General features: G+C 72.6%; 15 protein-coding genes and 1 tRNA gene. 5 read left to right on the top strand and 11 right to left on the bottom strand.

The window, feature by feature from the left end:
* The first annotated feature begins 152 nt into the window (after window positions 1-152).
* Window positions 153-647 carry a DUF3830 family protein gene (locus OHU35_RS15815; protein ID WP_189723874.1) on the top strand — a complete coding sequence of 165 codons (495 nt, stop codon included), beginning with the start codon at window positions 153-155 and terminating at the stop codon, window positions 645-647.
* On the opposite strand, the gene OHU35_RS15810 is transcribed toward OHU35_RS15815, so the two are convergent.
* Together OHU35_RS15810 and OHU35_RS15805 are read right to left on the bottom strand one after the other, a co-directional pair.
* On the bottom strand, window positions 628-2,037 hold the full coding sequence (locus OHU35_RS15810) for an amidase (protein WP_189723873.1): 1,410 nt from the start codon (window positions 2,035-2,037) through the stop codon (window positions 628-630). The genes OHU35_RS15815 and OHU35_RS15810 overlap by 20 nt on opposite strands.
* Window positions 2,038-2,054: 17 nt before the next feature.
* The gene (locus OHU35_RS15805) at window positions 2,055-3,002 is read right to left on the bottom strand and encodes a D-2-hydroxyacid dehydrogenase (RefSeq protein WP_189723872.1); all 948 of its coding nucleotides are present in this window, start codon (window positions 3,000-3,002) and stop codon (window positions 2,055-2,057) included.
* Between the two features lie 197 nt (window positions 3,003-3,199).
* On the opposite strand from OHU35_RS15805, the gene OHU35_RS15800 reads away from it, so the two are divergent.
* Both OHU35_RS15800 and OHU35_RS15795 read left to right on the top strand, forming a co-directional pair.
* Entirely contained in the window at window positions 3,200-4,012 is an 813-nt protein-coding gene (locus OHU35_RS15800) for an aspartate/glutamate racemase family protein (RefSeq protein ID WP_189723871.1), read from the top strand.
* Window positions 4,009-4,740 (top strand): aspartate/glutamate racemase family protein, encoded by a 732-nt coding sequence (locus OHU35_RS15795; protein ID WP_189723870.1) that lies wholly within the window; start codon window positions 4,009-4,011, stop codon window positions 4,738-4,740. The genes OHU35_RS15800 and OHU35_RS15795 overlap by 4 nt, the downstream gene beginning before the upstream one ends.
* Before the next feature lie 59 nt (window positions 4,741-4,799).
* On the opposite strand, the gene OHU35_RS15790 is transcribed toward OHU35_RS15795, so the two are convergent.
* A complete protein-coding gene (locus tag OHU35_RS15790; protein ID WP_189723869.1) occupies window positions 4,800-4,940 on the bottom strand; it encodes a hypothetical protein in 141 nt (46 codons plus the stop codon).
* 271 nt (window positions 4,941-5,211) lie between these two features.
* On the opposite strand from OHU35_RS15790, the gene OHU35_RS15785 reads away from it, so the two are divergent.
* Complete coding sequence (locus OHU35_RS15785) at window positions 5,212-6,318, top strand: LLM class flavin-dependent oxidoreductase (protein ID WP_189723868.1); 1,107 nt, start codon at window positions 5,212-5,214, stop codon at window positions 6,316-6,318.
* On the opposite strand, the gene OHU35_RS15780 is transcribed toward OHU35_RS15785, so the two are convergent.
* Entirely contained in the window at window positions 6,294-8,153 is a 1,860-nt protein-coding gene (locus OHU35_RS15780; RefSeq protein WP_189723867.1) for a bifunctional diguanylate cyclase/phosphodiesterase, read from the bottom strand. The genes OHU35_RS15785 and OHU35_RS15780 overlap by 25 nt on opposite strands.
* A 277-nt stretch (window positions 8,154-8,430) precedes the next feature.
* Between OHU35_RS15780 and OHU35_RS15775 the strand changes: the two genes are divergently transcribed.
* Window positions 8,431-9,726, top strand: coding sequence for a M6 family metalloprotease domain-containing protein (locus tag OHU35_RS15775; protein ID WP_405505682.1), 1,296 nt, complete (start codon window positions 8,431-8,433; stop codon window positions 9,724-9,726).
* A gap of 59 nt (window positions 9,727-9,785) precedes the next feature.
* On the opposite strand, the gene OHU35_RS15770 is transcribed toward OHU35_RS15775, so the two are convergent.
* From OHU35_RS15770 to OHU35_RS15740, 7 genes are all read right to left on the bottom strand, one after another.
* Window positions 9,786-9,859 (bottom strand) — tRNA-Lys (locus OHU35_RS15770).
* Entirely contained in the window at window positions 9,850-10,449 is a 600-nt protein-coding gene (locus tag OHU35_RS15765) for a bifunctional DNA primase/polymerase (RefSeq protein ID WP_189723866.1), read from the bottom strand. Before OHU35_RS15765 ends, OHU35_RS15770 begins: the two co-directional genes overlap by 10 nt.
* Window positions 10,450-10,558: 109 nt before the next feature.
* Window positions 10,559-10,927 carry a hypothetical protein gene (locus OHU35_RS15760; protein WP_031107874.1) on the bottom strand — a complete coding sequence of 123 codons (369 nt, stop codon included), beginning with the start codon at window positions 10,925-10,927 and terminating at the stop codon, window positions 10,559-10,561.
* Between the two features lie 123 nt (window positions 10,928-11,050).
* Entirely contained in the window at window positions 11,051-12,385 is a 1,335-nt protein-coding gene (locus OHU35_RS15755) for an AAA domain-containing protein (protein ID WP_359894056.1), read from the bottom strand.
* Window positions 12,382-13,974 carry a hypothetical protein gene (locus OHU35_RS15750; RefSeq protein ID WP_359894057.1) on the bottom strand — a complete coding sequence of 531 codons (1,593 nt, stop codon included), beginning with the start codon at window positions 13,972-13,974 and terminating at the stop codon, window positions 12,382-12,384. Before OHU35_RS15750 ends, OHU35_RS15755 begins: the two co-directional genes overlap by 4 nt.
* Window positions 13,965-15,086 carry a hypothetical protein gene (locus OHU35_RS15745; protein ID WP_189724052.1) on the bottom strand — a complete coding sequence of 374 codons (1,122 nt, stop codon included), beginning with the start codon at window positions 15,084-15,086 and terminating at the stop codon, window positions 13,965-13,967. Before OHU35_RS15745 ends, OHU35_RS15750 begins: the two co-directional genes overlap by 10 nt.
* On the bottom strand, window positions 15,037-16,059 hold the full coding sequence (locus tag OHU35_RS15740; protein WP_405509238.1) for a phosphatase PAP2 family protein: 1,023 nt from the start codon (window positions 16,057-16,059) through the stop codon (window positions 15,037-15,039). The genes OHU35_RS15745 and OHU35_RS15740 overlap by 50 nt, the downstream gene beginning before the upstream one ends.
* Window positions 16,060-16,162: the final 103 nt, after the last annotated feature.

Here is a 16,162-nt window from a genome sequence, read left to right as displayed (position 1 = left end):
TTATGGGTTCCGGAATTCTGAGGGGGCTTCTCTGTGGTGGAGCCATGGGCGCGCGGCTACCCGACCGAACCCGAGTTATGCCGATCTTTTCAAGCCCCCCACTCTGCCGACGCGCCCTTGACCGCGGAGCCGAGGGGCACTCCCATGGAGGCATGGCTGATCGCTTCATCGAACTCTCGCTGGTCAAGCGCGACGTAACCTGCACGGCCAAGCTGCTGGACGATCGCGCGCCGATCACCTGCGCGGCCGTCTGGGATTCCCTTCCGCTGGCCAGTGACGTCTACCACGCAAAGTACGCACGCAACGAGATCTACGCCCTTTTCCCGCCCTTCGCCGAAACCGAGCCACCTCTGGAAAACCCGACAGTAACCCCCATTCCGGGCGATCTGTGTTATTTCACCTTCGCGGGTGCGGAGTTGGGGACCAAGTCCTACGGCTACGACCGCGAGGTCCGCGCCGGGACCACGCTCGTCGACCTGGCCCTGTTCTACGAGCGCAACAACCTGCTGCTGAACGGCGATGTCGGCTGGGTCCCCGGCATCGTCTGGGGCCAGGTCGTCGACGGCCTGCAGAACATGGCCGAGGCGTGCAACGACCTGTGGAGGTCGGGAGCGGCGGGGGAGACGCTCAGCTTCCGGAGGGCCTGACCGGGTCGGCGGAAGCCGCCCCGGCCTCGTACAGCGCGTGGGCCGCCCGCAGCACCAGATCGTCCCGGTGCCGGGCGGCCACGAGCTGCAGCCCGATCGGCAGACCGTCCCCGTCCGCGCCGACCGGCACGCTCGCCGCGGGCTGCTGCGTCATGTTGAACGGGTACGTGAACGGCGTCCAGCCCGTCCAGCGCCGGTGGCCTGATCCCTTCGGTACCTCGGCGCCCGCCTCGAACGCCGTGATCGGCAGGGTCGGGGTGACGAGCAGGTCGTAGGTGTCGTGGAAGTCGCCCATCCGGCGGCCCAGGTCCATCCGCACGTCCACCGCCGCCAGATAGTCCAGCGCCGAGGCGCTGGCGCCCTGCGCGCAGATCTCCCGCAGGCCCGGGTCCAGCAACTCCCGCTGGTGCGGTCCCAGATGCTCGGTCACCCGGGCCGCCCCGCTGAACCACAGGGTGTGGAAGGCCTCCACCGGGTCGGTGAGATCCGGGTCGGTCTCCGTGACGTACGCGCCGAGCTCCGCCAGCCGCTCCACCGCGTGCCGCACCGCCGTCGCGACCTCCGGGCGCACCGCCACCTGCCCGCCCAGCGACGGCGAGTACGCCACGCGCAGCCCGCGCACCCCGCCCGTCAGGCCCTCCGTGTACGCACCCGGCGGCGGGGCGAGCGCCGACCAGTCGCGCGAGTCCGGGTGGCCGATCACGTCCATCAGCAGCGCCGAGTCCGCCGCGTCCCGGGTCATCGGCCCGACGTGCGCCAGCGTGCCGAACGCGCTCGCCGGGTAGAGCGGCACCCGCCCGTACGTCGGCTTCAGCGCGAAGATCCCGCAGAACGACGCCGGGATACGCACACTGCCGCCGCCGTCCGTGCCCAGCGACAGCGGCCCCGCGCCGAGCGCCACGGCCGCCGCGCTGCCGCCGCTCGACCCGCCGGCGGTGCGCGAGGGGTCGTACGGGTTGCGGGTCACGCCGCTGAGCGGCGAGTCCGTCACGCCCTTCCAGCCGTACTCGGGGGTCGTCGTCTTGCCGATGAAGACCGCCCCGTGCTCCCGCAGCCGCGCCACGGACGGGGCGTCCTCGTCCCAGCGCCCCGCCGGATCCGTGGCCTTCGAGCCGCGCAGGGTCGGCGCGCCGCGCTGCAGCAGGATGTCCTTCACCGTGACGGGCACCCCGTCCAGCAGCCCCTGCGGCTCACCGCGCCGCCATCGCTCCTCCGACTCCCGGGCCCGGGCCAGCGCGTCATCGGCGGTCAGCCGGACGAAGGCGTTCACCTCCGGCTGGATCGCTTCGGCCCGCTCCAGCGCCGCCCGGGTCGCCTCCACGGGACTCCACTCGCCCTTGCGGTACCCGTCGAGGAGCCGTACGGCGGTCAGGTCGGTGAGCTCGGTCATCCACCCTCCAAGGAACGTCAGTGACCAGGTACGTACCCACGTTGTTTGTCGACCACGTTCTTCAGTGGCTCTCCGCTCGCCCAGAGTTCGTAGAGGTCCACGAACTGGGCGCCGAGTTCGTCCCGCCAGCCGACGATGTCGCCGCTCATGTGCGGGGACACGATCAGGCCCGGGAGCTGCCACAACGGGCTGTCGGGGGTCAGGGGTTCGGCCTCGAAGACATCCAGCGCGGCGCCCGCGATCGTGTGCTTGGCCAGGGCGTCGGCGAGCGCGTCCTCGACGACCAGCTGGCCCCGGCCGATGTTGACGAACCGGGCGGACGGCTGCATCACGCCGAAGCGGCGGGCGTCGAACATGCCGTGCGTCTGCTCGGTGAGCGGCGCCGCCGCGATCACCCAGTCGGCGCGCGCCAGCAGCCGGTCCAGGTCCTCCGGGCCGTGCACGCCGGTGCGCGGGGCGCGGCCCACGAGCGCGGTCGTGATGTCCAGCGCCCCGAGCGTGCGGGCGATCGCCCGGCCGATCGGCCCGGAGCCGACCACGACGGCCCGGCCCCCGGCGACCTTGTGCGACTCGCGGTGCCGCCAGGTCCGCTCCCGCTGCAACTCCAGCGTGCGCGGCAGATCCTTGGCCATCGCCAGCACGAGCGCGGCGACGTACTCGGCGATCGGCTGGTCGAAGATGCCGCGCGCGTTCGTCACCACCGTGTCGGAAGCGGCGAGTTCCGGACACATCAGATGGTCCACACCGGCGCTCGCCGTATGCACCCAGCGTGGCCGCGGACCCTCGCCCGGCCACGCGTCCCGCACGGCGCGTGAGGTGAAGTCCCACACCAGCAAGGCGTCCGCATGCGGCAGACGCTCGGCGAGACCTTCCGCGTCGGTGTGTTCGATCCGCGCGCGGCCGGTGAGTCGGCCGAGGCGGGGGAGGGGTTCGGCGTCCAGGACGAGGAGGGTGGGAGTGGGCATGAGCAGCCGTTTCTCCAGCCGTGCGGCGAGGTCGGCCGGGTTTCGGGTGCCGGCCGGTGACGACGAGTTAACCGGGTGTTGACCAAGGAGTGATCCAGGCGGATTGACCACGCTCGCACCCGAACCTACCGTCGTCAACACGGGCGTTCCCACGATCCGTTGCACACTAGTTGCCCAGCGTGAGGCCGGTGCCTGCCATGGACGTCTCTTTTCTCGGCGGGCCCAGCCCGCAGCGCGGGGTCGGCGTTGTCGCCCCCTTCGACTTCGCACTCGACCGCGAGCTGTGGCGCTGGGTGCCGGACGAGGTCTCCCTGCACATGACACGAACACCGTTCGTGCCGGTCGAGGTGAGCCTCGATCTGGCCCGCCTGGTCAGCGAGCACGAGACGCTGAGCGAGGCGGTCCGCACGATCAACGCGATCGCCCCCGAGGTCATCGCCTACGCCTGTACGTCGGGCAGCTTCGTCGGCGGCGTCATGGGCGAGCGCGCGATGTGCGAGGCGATGAGCCGGGCGGGTGCCGTACCGGCGATCACCACCTCGGGCGGGTTGCTGGAGGCCCTGGTGGAGCTGGACGTACGGCGGGTCGCGCTGGTGACGCCGTACACGGTGTCGGTGACGCAGTCGCTGGAGGCGTACGTCGCCCAGGCGGGCGTCACGATCTCCGGATGCGCCTTCATGGGCCTGACCCGGCACATCTGGAAGGTCCCCTACCGTGAGGTGGTGGACATGGCGCGGGAGGCCGTACGCGGCGACGCCGACGCCCTGTTCATCAGCTGTACCAACCTGCCCACCTACGACGTCATCCCGCAGCTGGAGGCCGAGCTGCGGATCCCGGTGATCTCGGCCAACCAAGTGACGATGTGGGCTGCGCTGCGCCGACTGGGTACCCGTGCGGTGGGACCGTATCAAGCGCTGATCAACCCGGAGGCGCGCGCCGGTCTCGGATCGCCGGGGGCGGACCCCGGCCCTGTAGTGCCGGAAGAAGAGCAGCAGGAAGGCTGGACATGACAGCACTGGGATTTCTCTACCCGGGCCACTCCGCAGAGGACGACTATCCGCGCATCGAGCAGTTGCTGGGCAGCGACATCCGGGTGGACCTGGTGCACACCGATATCGGTGAGGACGCGCACCGGGTCGACGCGCTGCTGGAGATGGGCTCCGCCGGCCGGCTGGCTGCGGGCGTCCAGGAGCTGCGGCACGCGGGCGCGGAGGCGGTCGTGTGGGCCTGCACGAGCGGCAGCTTCGTCTACGGCTGGGACGGCGCCCAGGAGCAGGTCCGCTCCCTGGCGCAGACGGCCGGCATGCCCGCCTCCTCGACGTCCTTCGCCTTCGCGCACGCGGTGAAGGAGCTGGGAGCGCGGCGGGTCGCGATCGGCGCGACGTACCCGGACGACGTGGCGCGGCTCTTCGCCGAGTTCCTGCGGTCGGACGGTGTGGAGGTCGTGTCGGTCAACAGCTCCGGCATCATCACGGCCGCCGAGGTCGGCACCTGGGGCGAGGCCGAACTCCTCGCCCTGGCCCGCAACTCCGACCACCCCGACGCCGAGGCCCTCCTCCTCCCGGACACGGCCCTGCACACGGCCGCGCACATCCCGGCCCTGGAGAAGGAGCTCGGCAAGCCGATCCTCACCGCCAACCAGGTCACGGTCTGGGAGTGCCTGCGCCTGGCCGACCGGCGCGTGAACGCGCCGGAACTGGGGGCGCTGTTCACGAGGGAGCCGATCGTGCAGGCGTGATCGACGAGTGCCGTCCTCGCCGCCCCGGGCCGTTGCCCGGGCGGCGAGGACGAGCCGGCCTATGACCGCTTGCGCCGGACCAGGACAACGACCAGCCAGACACAGACGAGCACGGCGATGGCGATCGCCGCCCAGTCGGGCAGCAGCCCCATGCCCTTGTAGGCCAGCGTGACGTCGTCGTGAGCCATCGGAACCGACATGGGTTCATGTCCTTTGTTCGGGGGGCGGGGCGGAGGATACGGCGGTGGTGGTGGAACGGGGCGTCGTCTCCGGCGACGCGCCACGGCCACGGTCGCGCAGGCTGGACCCGTTCCTTGCCATCAGAGAGCGGTGCCCTCGAACGCGCCTGCCATAAGGGCCGGAATCGGCCACACCTCTTTGTCGAGCCCGTCCCCCCGGGGAATAACCGGAGACAGTCCCCTGTTAGAGCCGGGACGACAGCACACGGCCCACAGCAGGAGGCACCCCATCGTGGCGGCAGACGAGACACGCGGCGACGAGATACGCGGCGCGGCGCAGGGCAGCGCCCCCGTCCCCCTCTCCGTACTGGACCTGGTCACCGTAGGGGCCGGCCGCACCGCCTCCGACGCGCTGCGCACCAGCGTCGACCTGGCCCGCCTCGCGGAGGCGCGCGGCTTCCACCGCTACTGGGTCGCCGAGCACCACTCCATGCCGGGCGTGGCCTCCTCGTCCCCCGCCGTGATCCTGGCCCACCTCGCCGCCCACACCGACCGCATCCGGCTCGGCTCGGGCGGCGTGATGCTGCCCAACCACGCCCCGCTCGTGATCGCCGAGCAGTTCGGCACGCTGGAGGCGATGGCCCCGGGGCGTGTCGACCTCGGCCTCGGCCGCGCCCCCGGCACGGACGGCGCCACGGCCGCCGCCCTGCGCCGCACCGACCGGCTGAACGAGGGCGCCGACGACTTCCCCGAGCAGCTCGCCGAGCTGACCCGCTTCCTCGACGACGACTTCCCCGACGGGCACCGGTACCGCCGAATCCACGCCGTACCGGGTCCGATCCAGGCCACGTCCCCCGGCGGCGTCCAGTCCCCGCACCGGCCGCCGATCTGGCTGCTCGGGTCCTCCGGCTTCAGCGCCCGCCTCGCCGGCGTCCTCGGGCTGCCCTTCGCCTTCGCGCACCACTTCTCGGCGCAGAACACCGTCCCGGCCCTGGACCTGTACAGGGAGTCCTTCCAGCCGTCCGCCGTGCTCGACCGGCCGTACGCCCTCATCGGCGTCTCCGCCCTCGCCGCCGACGAGGAGAAGGAGGCCCGCCGGCAGGTGCTCGCCGCCGCCCTCAGCATGGTCCGGCTGCGCACCGGCCGCCCCGGCCTCGTGCCCAGCCCCGAGGAGGCGGCGGCCTACGAGTTCAGCCCCATGGAGCGCGACTTCGTCGACTCCTGGAACGCCAACGTCATCCACGGCACCCCGGACGAGGTCCGCTCCGGCCTCGACGACCTCGCCAAGCGCACCGGCGCCGACGAGCTGATGATCACGGCCAACGCGCACGGCGGTGACGTGCGCGTCCGCAGCTACGAACTCATCGCCGACGCCTACGGGTTGCCGACGCCCGCCTGAACATCCGGCGTGCCCAGCAGCTCGGAGATACGGTCCGGCGACACCGGACGGGAGTACAGCCAGCCCTGTCCGGTGTCGCAGCCGATGCGCCGCAGCCGGACCGCCTGGGCCGAGGTCTCCACGCACTCGGCCGTCACGGTCAGCCCGAGCCGGTGCGCGAGCTGGATCATCGCCTCGACCACGACCTCGTCGGCGGGGTTCGGGCGCGCGGCCGTGTCCCGGTCGTCGTACTGGAAGCCGCGCACGAAGGAACCGTCCAGCTTCAGCACCGACACCGGCAGCCGGCTCAGATACGCGAGGTTCGAGTAGCCCGTGCCGAAGTCGTCGATGGCGATGCGCACGCCCATGTCGCTGAGCGCCTTCAGGGCCTGCAGCGGCCGGCCGCCCGAGCCCATCACCGCCGACTCGGTGAGCTCCAGCTGGAGCAGGTGTGGCGCGAGGCCCGTCTCGGCCAGGGTCTCGGCGACGTCCGCGACCAGGTCCGAGTCCCAGACCTGGCGGACCGCCACGTTGACGCTGACGAAGATCGGCGGCTCGTCCGGGTGCTCCCGCTGCCAGCGGCGGGCCTGCCGGCAGGCCGTACGCAGCACCCAGCGGCCCAGCGGGACGATCGAGCCGTCCTCTTCGGCAAGTCCGATGAACCGATTCGGCGTCAGTACGCCGAACTGAGGATGATTCCAGCGGATGAGCGCCTCGACCCCGTGCAGCCGGTCGTCCTCCATGCCGACCAGCGGCTGGTACTCCAGCCGGAACTCGCCCCGGTCGATGGCCGGCCGGAGCGTGGAGGCGAGGGCCTGGCGGGTCATGCGGTGGGCGTTGCGCTCCGGATCGAACAGCGTCCAGCGGGCCTTGCCGTCGGCCTTCGCCCAGTACAGCGTCGTGTCCGCCGCCTGCACCAGGGCGGTGGGGGTGGTGCCGGCCGCGTGCCGTTCCACGACCCCGATCGACGCCGAGACCGACAGCCGCTGGCCGGAGATGTCGAAGGGGTCCTGGATCGCCCGCAGTACGGCTTCGGCCAGCTCGGCCAGCTGTTCGGTGCCCGTGGAGTCCTCGACGAGCAGCGCGAACTCGTCGCCGCCGAGCCGGGCCACCAGCGGGGTGCTGGTGCGGGCGAAACCCGTCTCGTCCGCGCAGCGCATCAGACGCTCGGCGACGGCGGCCAGCAGCCGGTCGCCGACGCGGTGGCCGAGGGTGTCGTTGATGGCCTTGAAGCCGTCCAGGTCCAGATAGCACAGCCCGATCCGGCCCGTGCCGCTCTGCTCGTACGACTCCGCCTCCAGCGCGGCAGACAGGCGTTCGAAGAACAGGGTGCGGTTGGGCAGCCGGGTCACCGCGTCGTGCATCTGCAAGTGCCGCAGCCGGGCCTGGAGTTCCCGGCGGGAGCTGATGTCGGCGACGGACATGAGCACGCCCCGGTCGTCGGCGGGCAGCGGGGCGACCGTCACCTGCACCCACAGCGAGTGCCCGTCGGGGTGCTTGAGGCGGCGGGTGCAGCGCAGCCGGGACTGCCGGCCGCGCAGCACCTCGCGGTAGGCGTGCCAGGTGCGGGCGTCGGAGGTGAGGTCGACCAGATCGGCGGCGACGGCCCCGGCGAGTTCGTCCGGGGCGGTGCCGAGCAGCGCGGCGAGTGAGTCGTTGGCGCTGACGACCGTGCCCTCGCGGTCCACGACGGCCATGGCGAGCGGGGCGGCCGTGAAGACGGAGCGATAGGGCGGCTGCGACACGTGCTCGGTACGGGGGGACGTATCGATCTCACTCTCTGTGACGACCGGCCGGTCCAGGTCTGCCGCGGGCGCCGGCCCTTCGGAGGTTCCGCTCACCGCTCGCTCCCGCATGTATTCGATCTCTGTCCGTGCAGGAAAGGTCAGGAAAGTGTGCCGATCATAGAGGCTGGCCCCAGGGCCTTCCAGCCGGTGTCCAGTGTTCCCGACCAACCGGCCCTTCTGCCAGATCGTTTCTGCTCGCACCTGGACGGCTTCTTCAGGCCCCCGACCAGTTGTGACATTCCGTGAGTGCTTCTGGGATGTCGGCTTCCGCGATTTTTCGGCTCCTTCACCCGACTGGTGCAGGCAAACAGGGCGCAGTACTACAAATCGCCACAGGCTGGGTGCGGTGTCCCGCGAACCGTACCCGGAGGTATCCGTGCCGCGTCAGTTCTCGCGCGCCCGACTGCGCAGTACCGCGGCCGTGTTCACCACCATGTCGGCCCTCGCCGCCACCTCACTCGGCACCGGCCACTCGGCCGCGGGGCCCGACTCGGCCGAGCCCTGCGCCCTGACCCGCACCGACGCCCACCACTCGGAGGGCCTGGACACCTGGAACGCCGCCTATCCGCGCCCGGCCCGCTCCCTGGACGCGGTCATGGTCTTCCTGTCCTTCCCGGACGCCCGTCCGCTGACCACGCCGCAGGAACTGACCGCCGACCACTTCCCGGACACCACCCGCTTCTTCGAACGGGCTTCCTACGGCCGCTTCACCCTGCGCCCGCACCCGCTCGGGCACTGGATCCAGATGCCGCGGCCGTCCACGGCGTACGCCATACGGCGCGACTGGAGCGCCGAGCACCGGGCCACGTACCTGCGGGACGCGCTCTCCGCGGCCGACCCGCAGGTCGATTTCTCGCGCTACGACGTCGTGTACTTCGTCGCCGACCCGGACGCGCCCGGCGTGGACTCCGACGCGACCAAGGTCGTCAACCTCACCAGCCCGATGCGGGCCGACGGCGCCGACCTGCGCCGGGTCGTCACGGTGTTCGAGCAGCATCCGCCGGACCGGCTCGTCCTCGCCCATGAGACCGGGCACGTCTTCGATCTGCCCGACCTCTACCACCGGCCCGCCGACGGCAAGGGCGACTGGGACACGCATGTCGGCGACTGGGACCTGATGGGCAGCCAGTTCGGACTCGCCCCGGACCTGTTCGGCTGGCACAAGTGGAAGCTGGGCTGGCTGCATCCGCGGCAGGTGCGGTGCGTGCAGGACGCCGGGCCCGCCCGGCTGACCCTGGAGCCGCTGGCGGCGGCGCCCGGGGTGCCGCTCTCGGGCGCGGCCGGGGCGCCGGCCTTCGGCCTCGGGCGGGGCACCAAGCTCGCGGTGGTGCGCACGGGCCCCGACAGTGTGCTCGCCTTCGAGGCGCGGGGGCCGGTGGGCAACGACACGGCCGCGTGCCGGCAGGGGGTGCTCGTGTACCGGGTGCGGGGCGAGGCGCAGTCCGGGGGCGGTCCCATCGAGGTGATCGACGCCCATCCGCGGACCGAGGCGTGCTGGGAGGACTCGGTGTACCCGCCCCTCGCGGACGCGCCGATCGCCCTCGGCGAGAGCTTCACGGTGCCGGGGGAGGGGGTGCGGGTGGAGGTGGAGGGGCGCACGGCTTCGGGGGCGTGGACGGTGAAGATCACGGTGGGCCGCTGAGGGCGTCGCGGACACGCGAAAGACCCCCTCGCTCTCGCGAGGGGGTCTTTCACCGTCTGTGCGCCGCCAGGGACTCGAACCCCGGACCCGCTGATTAAGAGTCAGCTGCTCTAACCAACTGAGCTAGCGGCGCCTGCTGACGTCGTAGACCTTAGCACCCTGGTCGGCGGGAGGAAAAATCGAAATCCGCACCGCCGAACGGGCGGCCCGCACGGCCGCCCACAGCAGTACTTCCGGGCCCGGAAGCCAGGGCTGCCGGGTGTCCGGGGCGACGAGCCAGCGGCAGCCGGAGCGGGCGGGGGAGGCGGGCTCCGTCGGTGCGGGGATGGTCACGGCGTCGCCCGTGCCGTGGCACAGCAGGGGCGGTACGGCGCCCGTGCGGCCGGTCTCCCCGCCGTCGCGGCCGTGCGTGCCCCACTCCTCCCACTCCAGCAGCGCCGGCAGCCGCTGGGCCGTGCCCGGCGCGGCGAACAGCAGCATGCGGCCGCGGAACTCCGCAACCGGGCCCGAGCCGGGGCCGTCGTCCCACAGCCGGTCGAGCATCCGCCGCCCGAACATCGAGGGCGCGCTGACCACGTCGAAGACCGCCCCGCAGGGCAGCACGATCGGCGCGTCGGGCCGCTCCGCCCAGAGGGCGAGCGTGCTTCGCGGATACGTTCCTGCCGAAGCGAGCCAGGCGGCTCCGTCCGGGGTGACATGGGAGGCGTTCCATCCGCTGCTCATGACATCTACATCTACCGGCCGTGAGCGTGCGGTTCCCGAGGGTTGCGGGAAACCGGGACAGGAGGGGGTGGGAGGGAGTATCTTGCCCGCCTGGCATATGCCACGTAGATCACACCGGGTCGACAGGCCCCCGGCCCTCGACGCCGCCCCGCAGCAGATCCCGGCCGAACTCGACCATCTTCTTGGCGTAGTCCTCGGTCCACTCGGCCCGCTCGGCGATGTCCGCGGTCGTCAGCCGGTCGAACCGCCGTGGATCGGCCAGCTGCGCCGCCGCGATCGCCTGGAACTCCAAGGCGCGGTCCGCCGCGGCCCGGAACGCCAGTGTCAGCTCCGTCGACCGGGCCAGCAGTGCCCGTGGATCGTCGATCGACTCGAGGTCGAAGAAGTGCTCAGGGTCGGAGGCCGCCTCCGCGGGCTCGAAAAGCAGGGGCGCGGGGCGTAGCCGCGGTTCGTTCCGACGCGGCGTGGGCTCCGCCATGTCTTCTCCTCCTCGTACGTCGCGCACGGCCCTCCAGGTGGAGTGGGCCACCGTCCATTGTCTCGCGGGCGCGCAAGTGGGCATCGCGGGAGTGGATACGGCCGCCACACCACCAGGCGTTCGTCAGGGCCGCCAGGACACACGATGTTCGGCCAAATGTGCCAGCACCGCGTGATTCGCCTCCCACCCATCGGGAAACTTCACCACCGTCCCCAGCTGCACCGGCTCCGTCGACGGATAGTCGTCCAGCAGGTCGCTCACCCCCGCCCGGCACACCACGATGCACGCGTGCCGGTGGCGGGAGGCCAGGACGCAGAGGCGGCCTGTTTCCAGGTGGAAGGCCGTGGCGTCGGGGCGGCCGGAGAGGGGGTGCAGGACCACCGTGACGTCGTACTCGCGGCCCTGCAGCCGGTTCGCCGTGTCCACGACCACGTCGGTGGCGCCGAGGTCGGCGAGGGCGGCACGTACCGCCGCCGCCTGGTCCCGGTGCGCCGTGCCGACGGCGATGCGGTCGGCGGTGAGGGGCGAGGGGTCCGGTGAGCGTTCCGACGTCGCCGCGCCGCCCCGGTCCAGCAGGCGCCGTACGACCGTCGCCACCGCCCGTACCGCCTCCGGGTCCGTGCGCGGGGTGTGCCGCGCGGGCAGTTCCAGCAGGCCCCAGCCCGATACGGCCGCCTCGTCGATCACCCGGTCCGGGCCCGAGCCGTCGGAAGGCACGGCGAAGGACAGGGCGCGGTCGTCCGGGCCGGTACCGCTGCGGAACGGCGTGTACGGGTAGAACGCGTCCGAGACCAGGGGAGCGGCGGAGGCCGGGAGCCGCCAGGAGACCGGCAGGCGGTGCTGGGGCAGCTCCGGGTTGTGCGCGAGCAGCGTCGTCACCGCCGAGGCCGACGGGTCGTACGCGAGGCCCGCCCACTGCTCGCTGCCCACGATCGCGAACGGGTCCAGCTGCCCCGGGTCGCCCACGAACAGCGCCCGCTCGAACAGCCCGGCCACGGCGAGCAGCGCGTCCGAGCGCATCTGGTACGCCTCGTCGACGATCGCGTGCCGCCACGGTTCGTCGACCTTCACATGCGCCCACTTCGCCGCCGTCGAGAGCACCACGGCCAGCCCCGCGAGGTCGCCCGCCTTCGCCGACGTGCGGACGTTCGGCAGATCGTCGAGCGCCTTGTCGTACGCGTCGGCGTCGCTGCTGTGCAGCCGGCCCACCGGCAGCTCGGGGTTCTTCTCGGCGAGCCTCAGGACCAGGTCGTCGACCTGGGCATTGGTCTGCGCGACGACCATCAACGGGTGGCCGGCCTCGGCGAGTTCGAGGGCCGCGCGGACGACGAGCGTGGATTTGCCGGCACCGGGCGGGGAGTCGACGACCACACCGCGCGCGGTGCCGTGCAGCGTGTCGTGGAGGATCGCGTCGGTGGCCTGTGTCGCGGCGGCGGAGGGGTCGAAGACCGTCGTCACAGCACGTCCTCCTCGGTCACCGGGTCGGCCGTCTCCAGGGTCGGCTCGCCGGGGGGCCCGCCGTGCGTCCAGGGCGTCTCCTCCGGGTCGGGCAGCTTCGCGCCGCCCCGCTGCTCGTGCTCGAAGAGCGTGAAGCAGACCCGGTCGCCCTTCTCCGGCACCGACCCCGGCTCGGGCTCCTTGCCGCGGCCCATCTTGTCGAGGACCCGCAGCACGACGTACGCGCCGTCCTCCTCGTCCCCGACGAACTCCGCCGACTGCGGCTTCCCGCCCAGCGACCGGTACACCTTCGTCCGCTCCCCGAGATGCGGCCGGTCGTCCGTGCGGACCGTGACCAGGGGGCGCGGGCTGGGCCGCTTGCTCTCGCTGTACGCCATCACGACATCGGTGACCTCGCCCGCGAACGCCTCCCCGGACAGCCGCCGTCCGGCCATCACCAGCGGATCGTCGAGGGCCTCCTGCGCCTCCAGCCGGGCCTGTTCGCGCTCGCGCGTGGCGAGTTTGTTCGCCGCGGTGACCGCGTCGTCGCGACGCGGCTGCGGGGGTTCGCCGGCCAGGACCCGGTCGCGGTGGCCGGTGAAGGACCAGCGGTCGCGCGTCCACCGCTCCTCGGCATGCGCGCCCTCGGGCAGCTCCCGCAGCAGGTCCAGGCCCCGCCAGATCGCGTCCCAGGTGGGCCGGGTGCGGCTGAGCACCAGGTCGCGGATCTCCCGCTCGGCGCCGGTCAGCGAGCCGAGCCGGTCGTCGGCCTCCAGACCGTCCTCGGAGACGGCGTGGGCGGTGCGGGCCCGGTCGTAGCGCTCGATGGCCGGGGCGAGCAGCTTGTTGTCGAACGCCGGGTCGGTCGCCGGACCGGCCGGCGGGCACGTCAGCTGGCCCCGGTCGTCCCGCTCCAGCTCGGCCCGCAGCGCGGCCTCGGCGCCGGACAGGCCCTCCGGCGGGTCGATCCAGGCGAGCAGCGCCCCCAGGTGCTGGTCCTCCAGGGTGGACTGCCCGGTCGCCCAGTGCCGGCCCAGGACATCGGTCATCGCCAGCAGCAGTGAGGAGCCGGGCACCCGGGCCCGCTCCCCGAAGTGCGTCAGCCACCGCCCGAGCAACGGCACCCGGGGCGGGGCCGGATACGGGGCTTCCGGGTCCTGTTCCGCCGTACGCCGGAAGCGCGTGGAGCGTCCGAGCAGCCGCACCAGGTCGATGCCCGCGCGGCTCGGCACGATCAGCTGCGGGGCGTCCGCGCACAGGTCGACCTCGACCTTGACGCGCTTGCCGGTCTCCGGGTCGGTCTCGTTGCGCTCGGCGGCCTCCACGACCTCGGCGTAGGCGTCGACGTACGGCAGCACCACGTCGGCCAGTTCGGCCAGGAACGCGAACCTGAGGTCGCGGTCGCGGGGCTGCGGGACGACCAGCAGGCGCGGCGCGTCCCGGTCGGTGCCGACCAGCGCGCCGAGCGGTGCGCCGGCCTCACCGGCGGTGATGAGCGGCACGAACACCAGCGGGCGGTCGCCGAGATGCCGGTGCCGGACGGTGGCGGCGGGCTGGGCGCGCCCGGTGCTGACGGCCTCGAGCCGGGCCAGGGTGGAGATCAGCGACACGCCGCCTCCAGTGCCTCGGCCCGCAGGGCCGCCGCCCGCCGCAGCGCCGCCACCGCCGGGTCACCGGGATCCCCGGCCTCCCCGCGGGCCGCCGCGAGGACGTCCTCGACGGTTTCGAGGCCGCCCAGTTCCGCCCGCGCCGGGCGGCCGAGCGTCGTCACGGCGCCCGCCTCCCGGGACCGGCCCCGGCAGTGGAAGGCCAGCTCGCACGCGGACAGGCACTCGGGCGCGTAGGTCGCCGGGACCGACTCCACGGCGGACTCCAGCTCGTCGGCGGGCAGCTCGGGGGAGAAGCACGTGCCCTCGGGGAGGGTGTCGGCGATGTCCTCGATACGGGTCAGCCGGGCCAGCTGACGGGCCGTCACCGCGCGCTGCTTGCGGATGTCGACGGCGGACGCGGCCGGCAGATTGGAGAAGTCCCGGGGACAGACGAGCAGGACCCGGTGCCGCACGCGCGGGGCCGGATCCAGATGCTCCGCGACCTCCTCCAGGGCCAGCACGTACACCGCCGCCTGCCGGGCCGCCGCCCCGACCTTCGCCGGATCCGCCGAACCGTCCAGCAGCGGGAAGGACTTGATCTCGACCACGGTCCAGCTGCCGTCGGGATGCACCACCACCGCGTCCGGCTCCAGGAACGCCGGGGAGCCCGCGACGTCCAGCGCGAGCATCGGGTGGTCGAGCAGCGTCCACGCGCCAGGATGCTCGGTGGCCTCGCGCAGCTCCAGCGCCGTACGGGCCGTACGCCCCTGGGGGCCGGTCGCGGTCAGGTCGGGCACGCGCGCGTCGGCGGGCGGCTCGGCGGTCCGGTCCAGCTTCTCGTGCACCAGCCGCAGCAGCTCCGCGCCGCCGTCGGCCTTGACCCGCGCCTCGAACGCGTTGCCCCGCGTGAGCGCGAACTGGGACTGCCCGAAGGCCGACGGCGCACCCAGCGCGCTCGCCAGCTCCGCCTTGTTCACCCCGGCACCGTCGAGGATCGCGCGTCGCGCACAACCGGGGTTGGCGGCCAGTGCCGCCAGAGCGCGCGCGTCCAGTGCCTTCGCGGGTACGTCGGGCCCGCGCAGCTCAGCGAGCCGCTGCCGGAGCGCCGTCCCCCGCGTCCTGGGGAGAGGCACTCGGCTCGGCTCCCGCTCCGAACCGCGCATCGCGCTGCCGTGGAATTCGCTCACCCGCGGAAGTCTGGCATCCGGCACTGACATCCGAGGAACCCGCGGCGGAAGAGACCGCGGAAGTGGCTGCGGAGGCGGATGCGGAAGTGGCTGCGGAAGAGGAGCCCGCCGAGTCCGCCGAGACCGCCGGGACCGCCGCGAACCGCGGCACGAACCGTGCCCTGACCCGGTCCGCCGTGCGCATCACCAGCGGCGCCAGCAGCAGTCCGACGCCCATGACGGCCGCACCCGCGACCGCGTCGAGGAAGTAGTGGTTGGCGGTGCCCATGACCACGATCGTGGTGATCAGCGGGTAGGCGACGGCGGCCGCCTTCGCCGTGCGCGTACCGCCGTAGCGCCACAGCATCACTCCGCACCACAGGGCCCAGCCCACGTGCAGGCTCGGCATGGCCGCGTACTGGTTGGTCATTCCCCCCAGGCCCCGCGGGGCGCTCGCCTCGCCGCCCCACCAGCCGTACGAGCTGTACTGCGCCATCGTGTCCACGAAGCCGTGGCTCGCGTCGAGGAGCCGGGGCGGGCAGGTCGGCAGCAGGGTGAAGCCGATCAGGCCGACGAACGTCGACGTCCACAGCCAGGTGCGCGCGGCGCGGTAGCGTACGGTCCGGGAGCGGAAGAGCCATATGAGGATCGCCGGCGTGACCAGGTAGTGCAGCGACGCGTACCAGAAGTCCGCCGGTATGCCTATCCAAGGCTCGCGCGTGAAGAGGCGGTTGAGCGGGTGCTCGGCGTTGAGGAACAGCGCCTTCTCGATCCGCAGGATCGTCAGGCCGTTGTCGACCGCCCCGGAGACGTCGCCCCGCACGAGGAGCCGGCCCGCCGAGTAGCACGCGTACACCAGCAGGATGAGCGGCAGCTCCGTCCACCAGCGCAGCCGGGGCACAGGGGCCGCCTCGGTGCCCGGTGTCTCGGTGTGCGGCATCCGATCGCCCTCCCCCTTCGTCGTCACGGCTCCCCGCCGGCCGGTCGTGCCACCTTACGGCGCATGTGCGCGCCCTGGGGGCGCCCTCCGGACCTCAAAGACG

This window comes from Streptomyces purpurascens, assembly GCF_045040895.1.
GTDB lineage: Bacteria > Actinomycetota > Actinomycetes > Streptomycetales > Streptomycetaceae > Streptomyces > Streptomyces purpurascens.
Note: the sequence above shows the minus strand (reverse complement) of the source record. Positions and strands in the feature narration are given on the sequence as shown.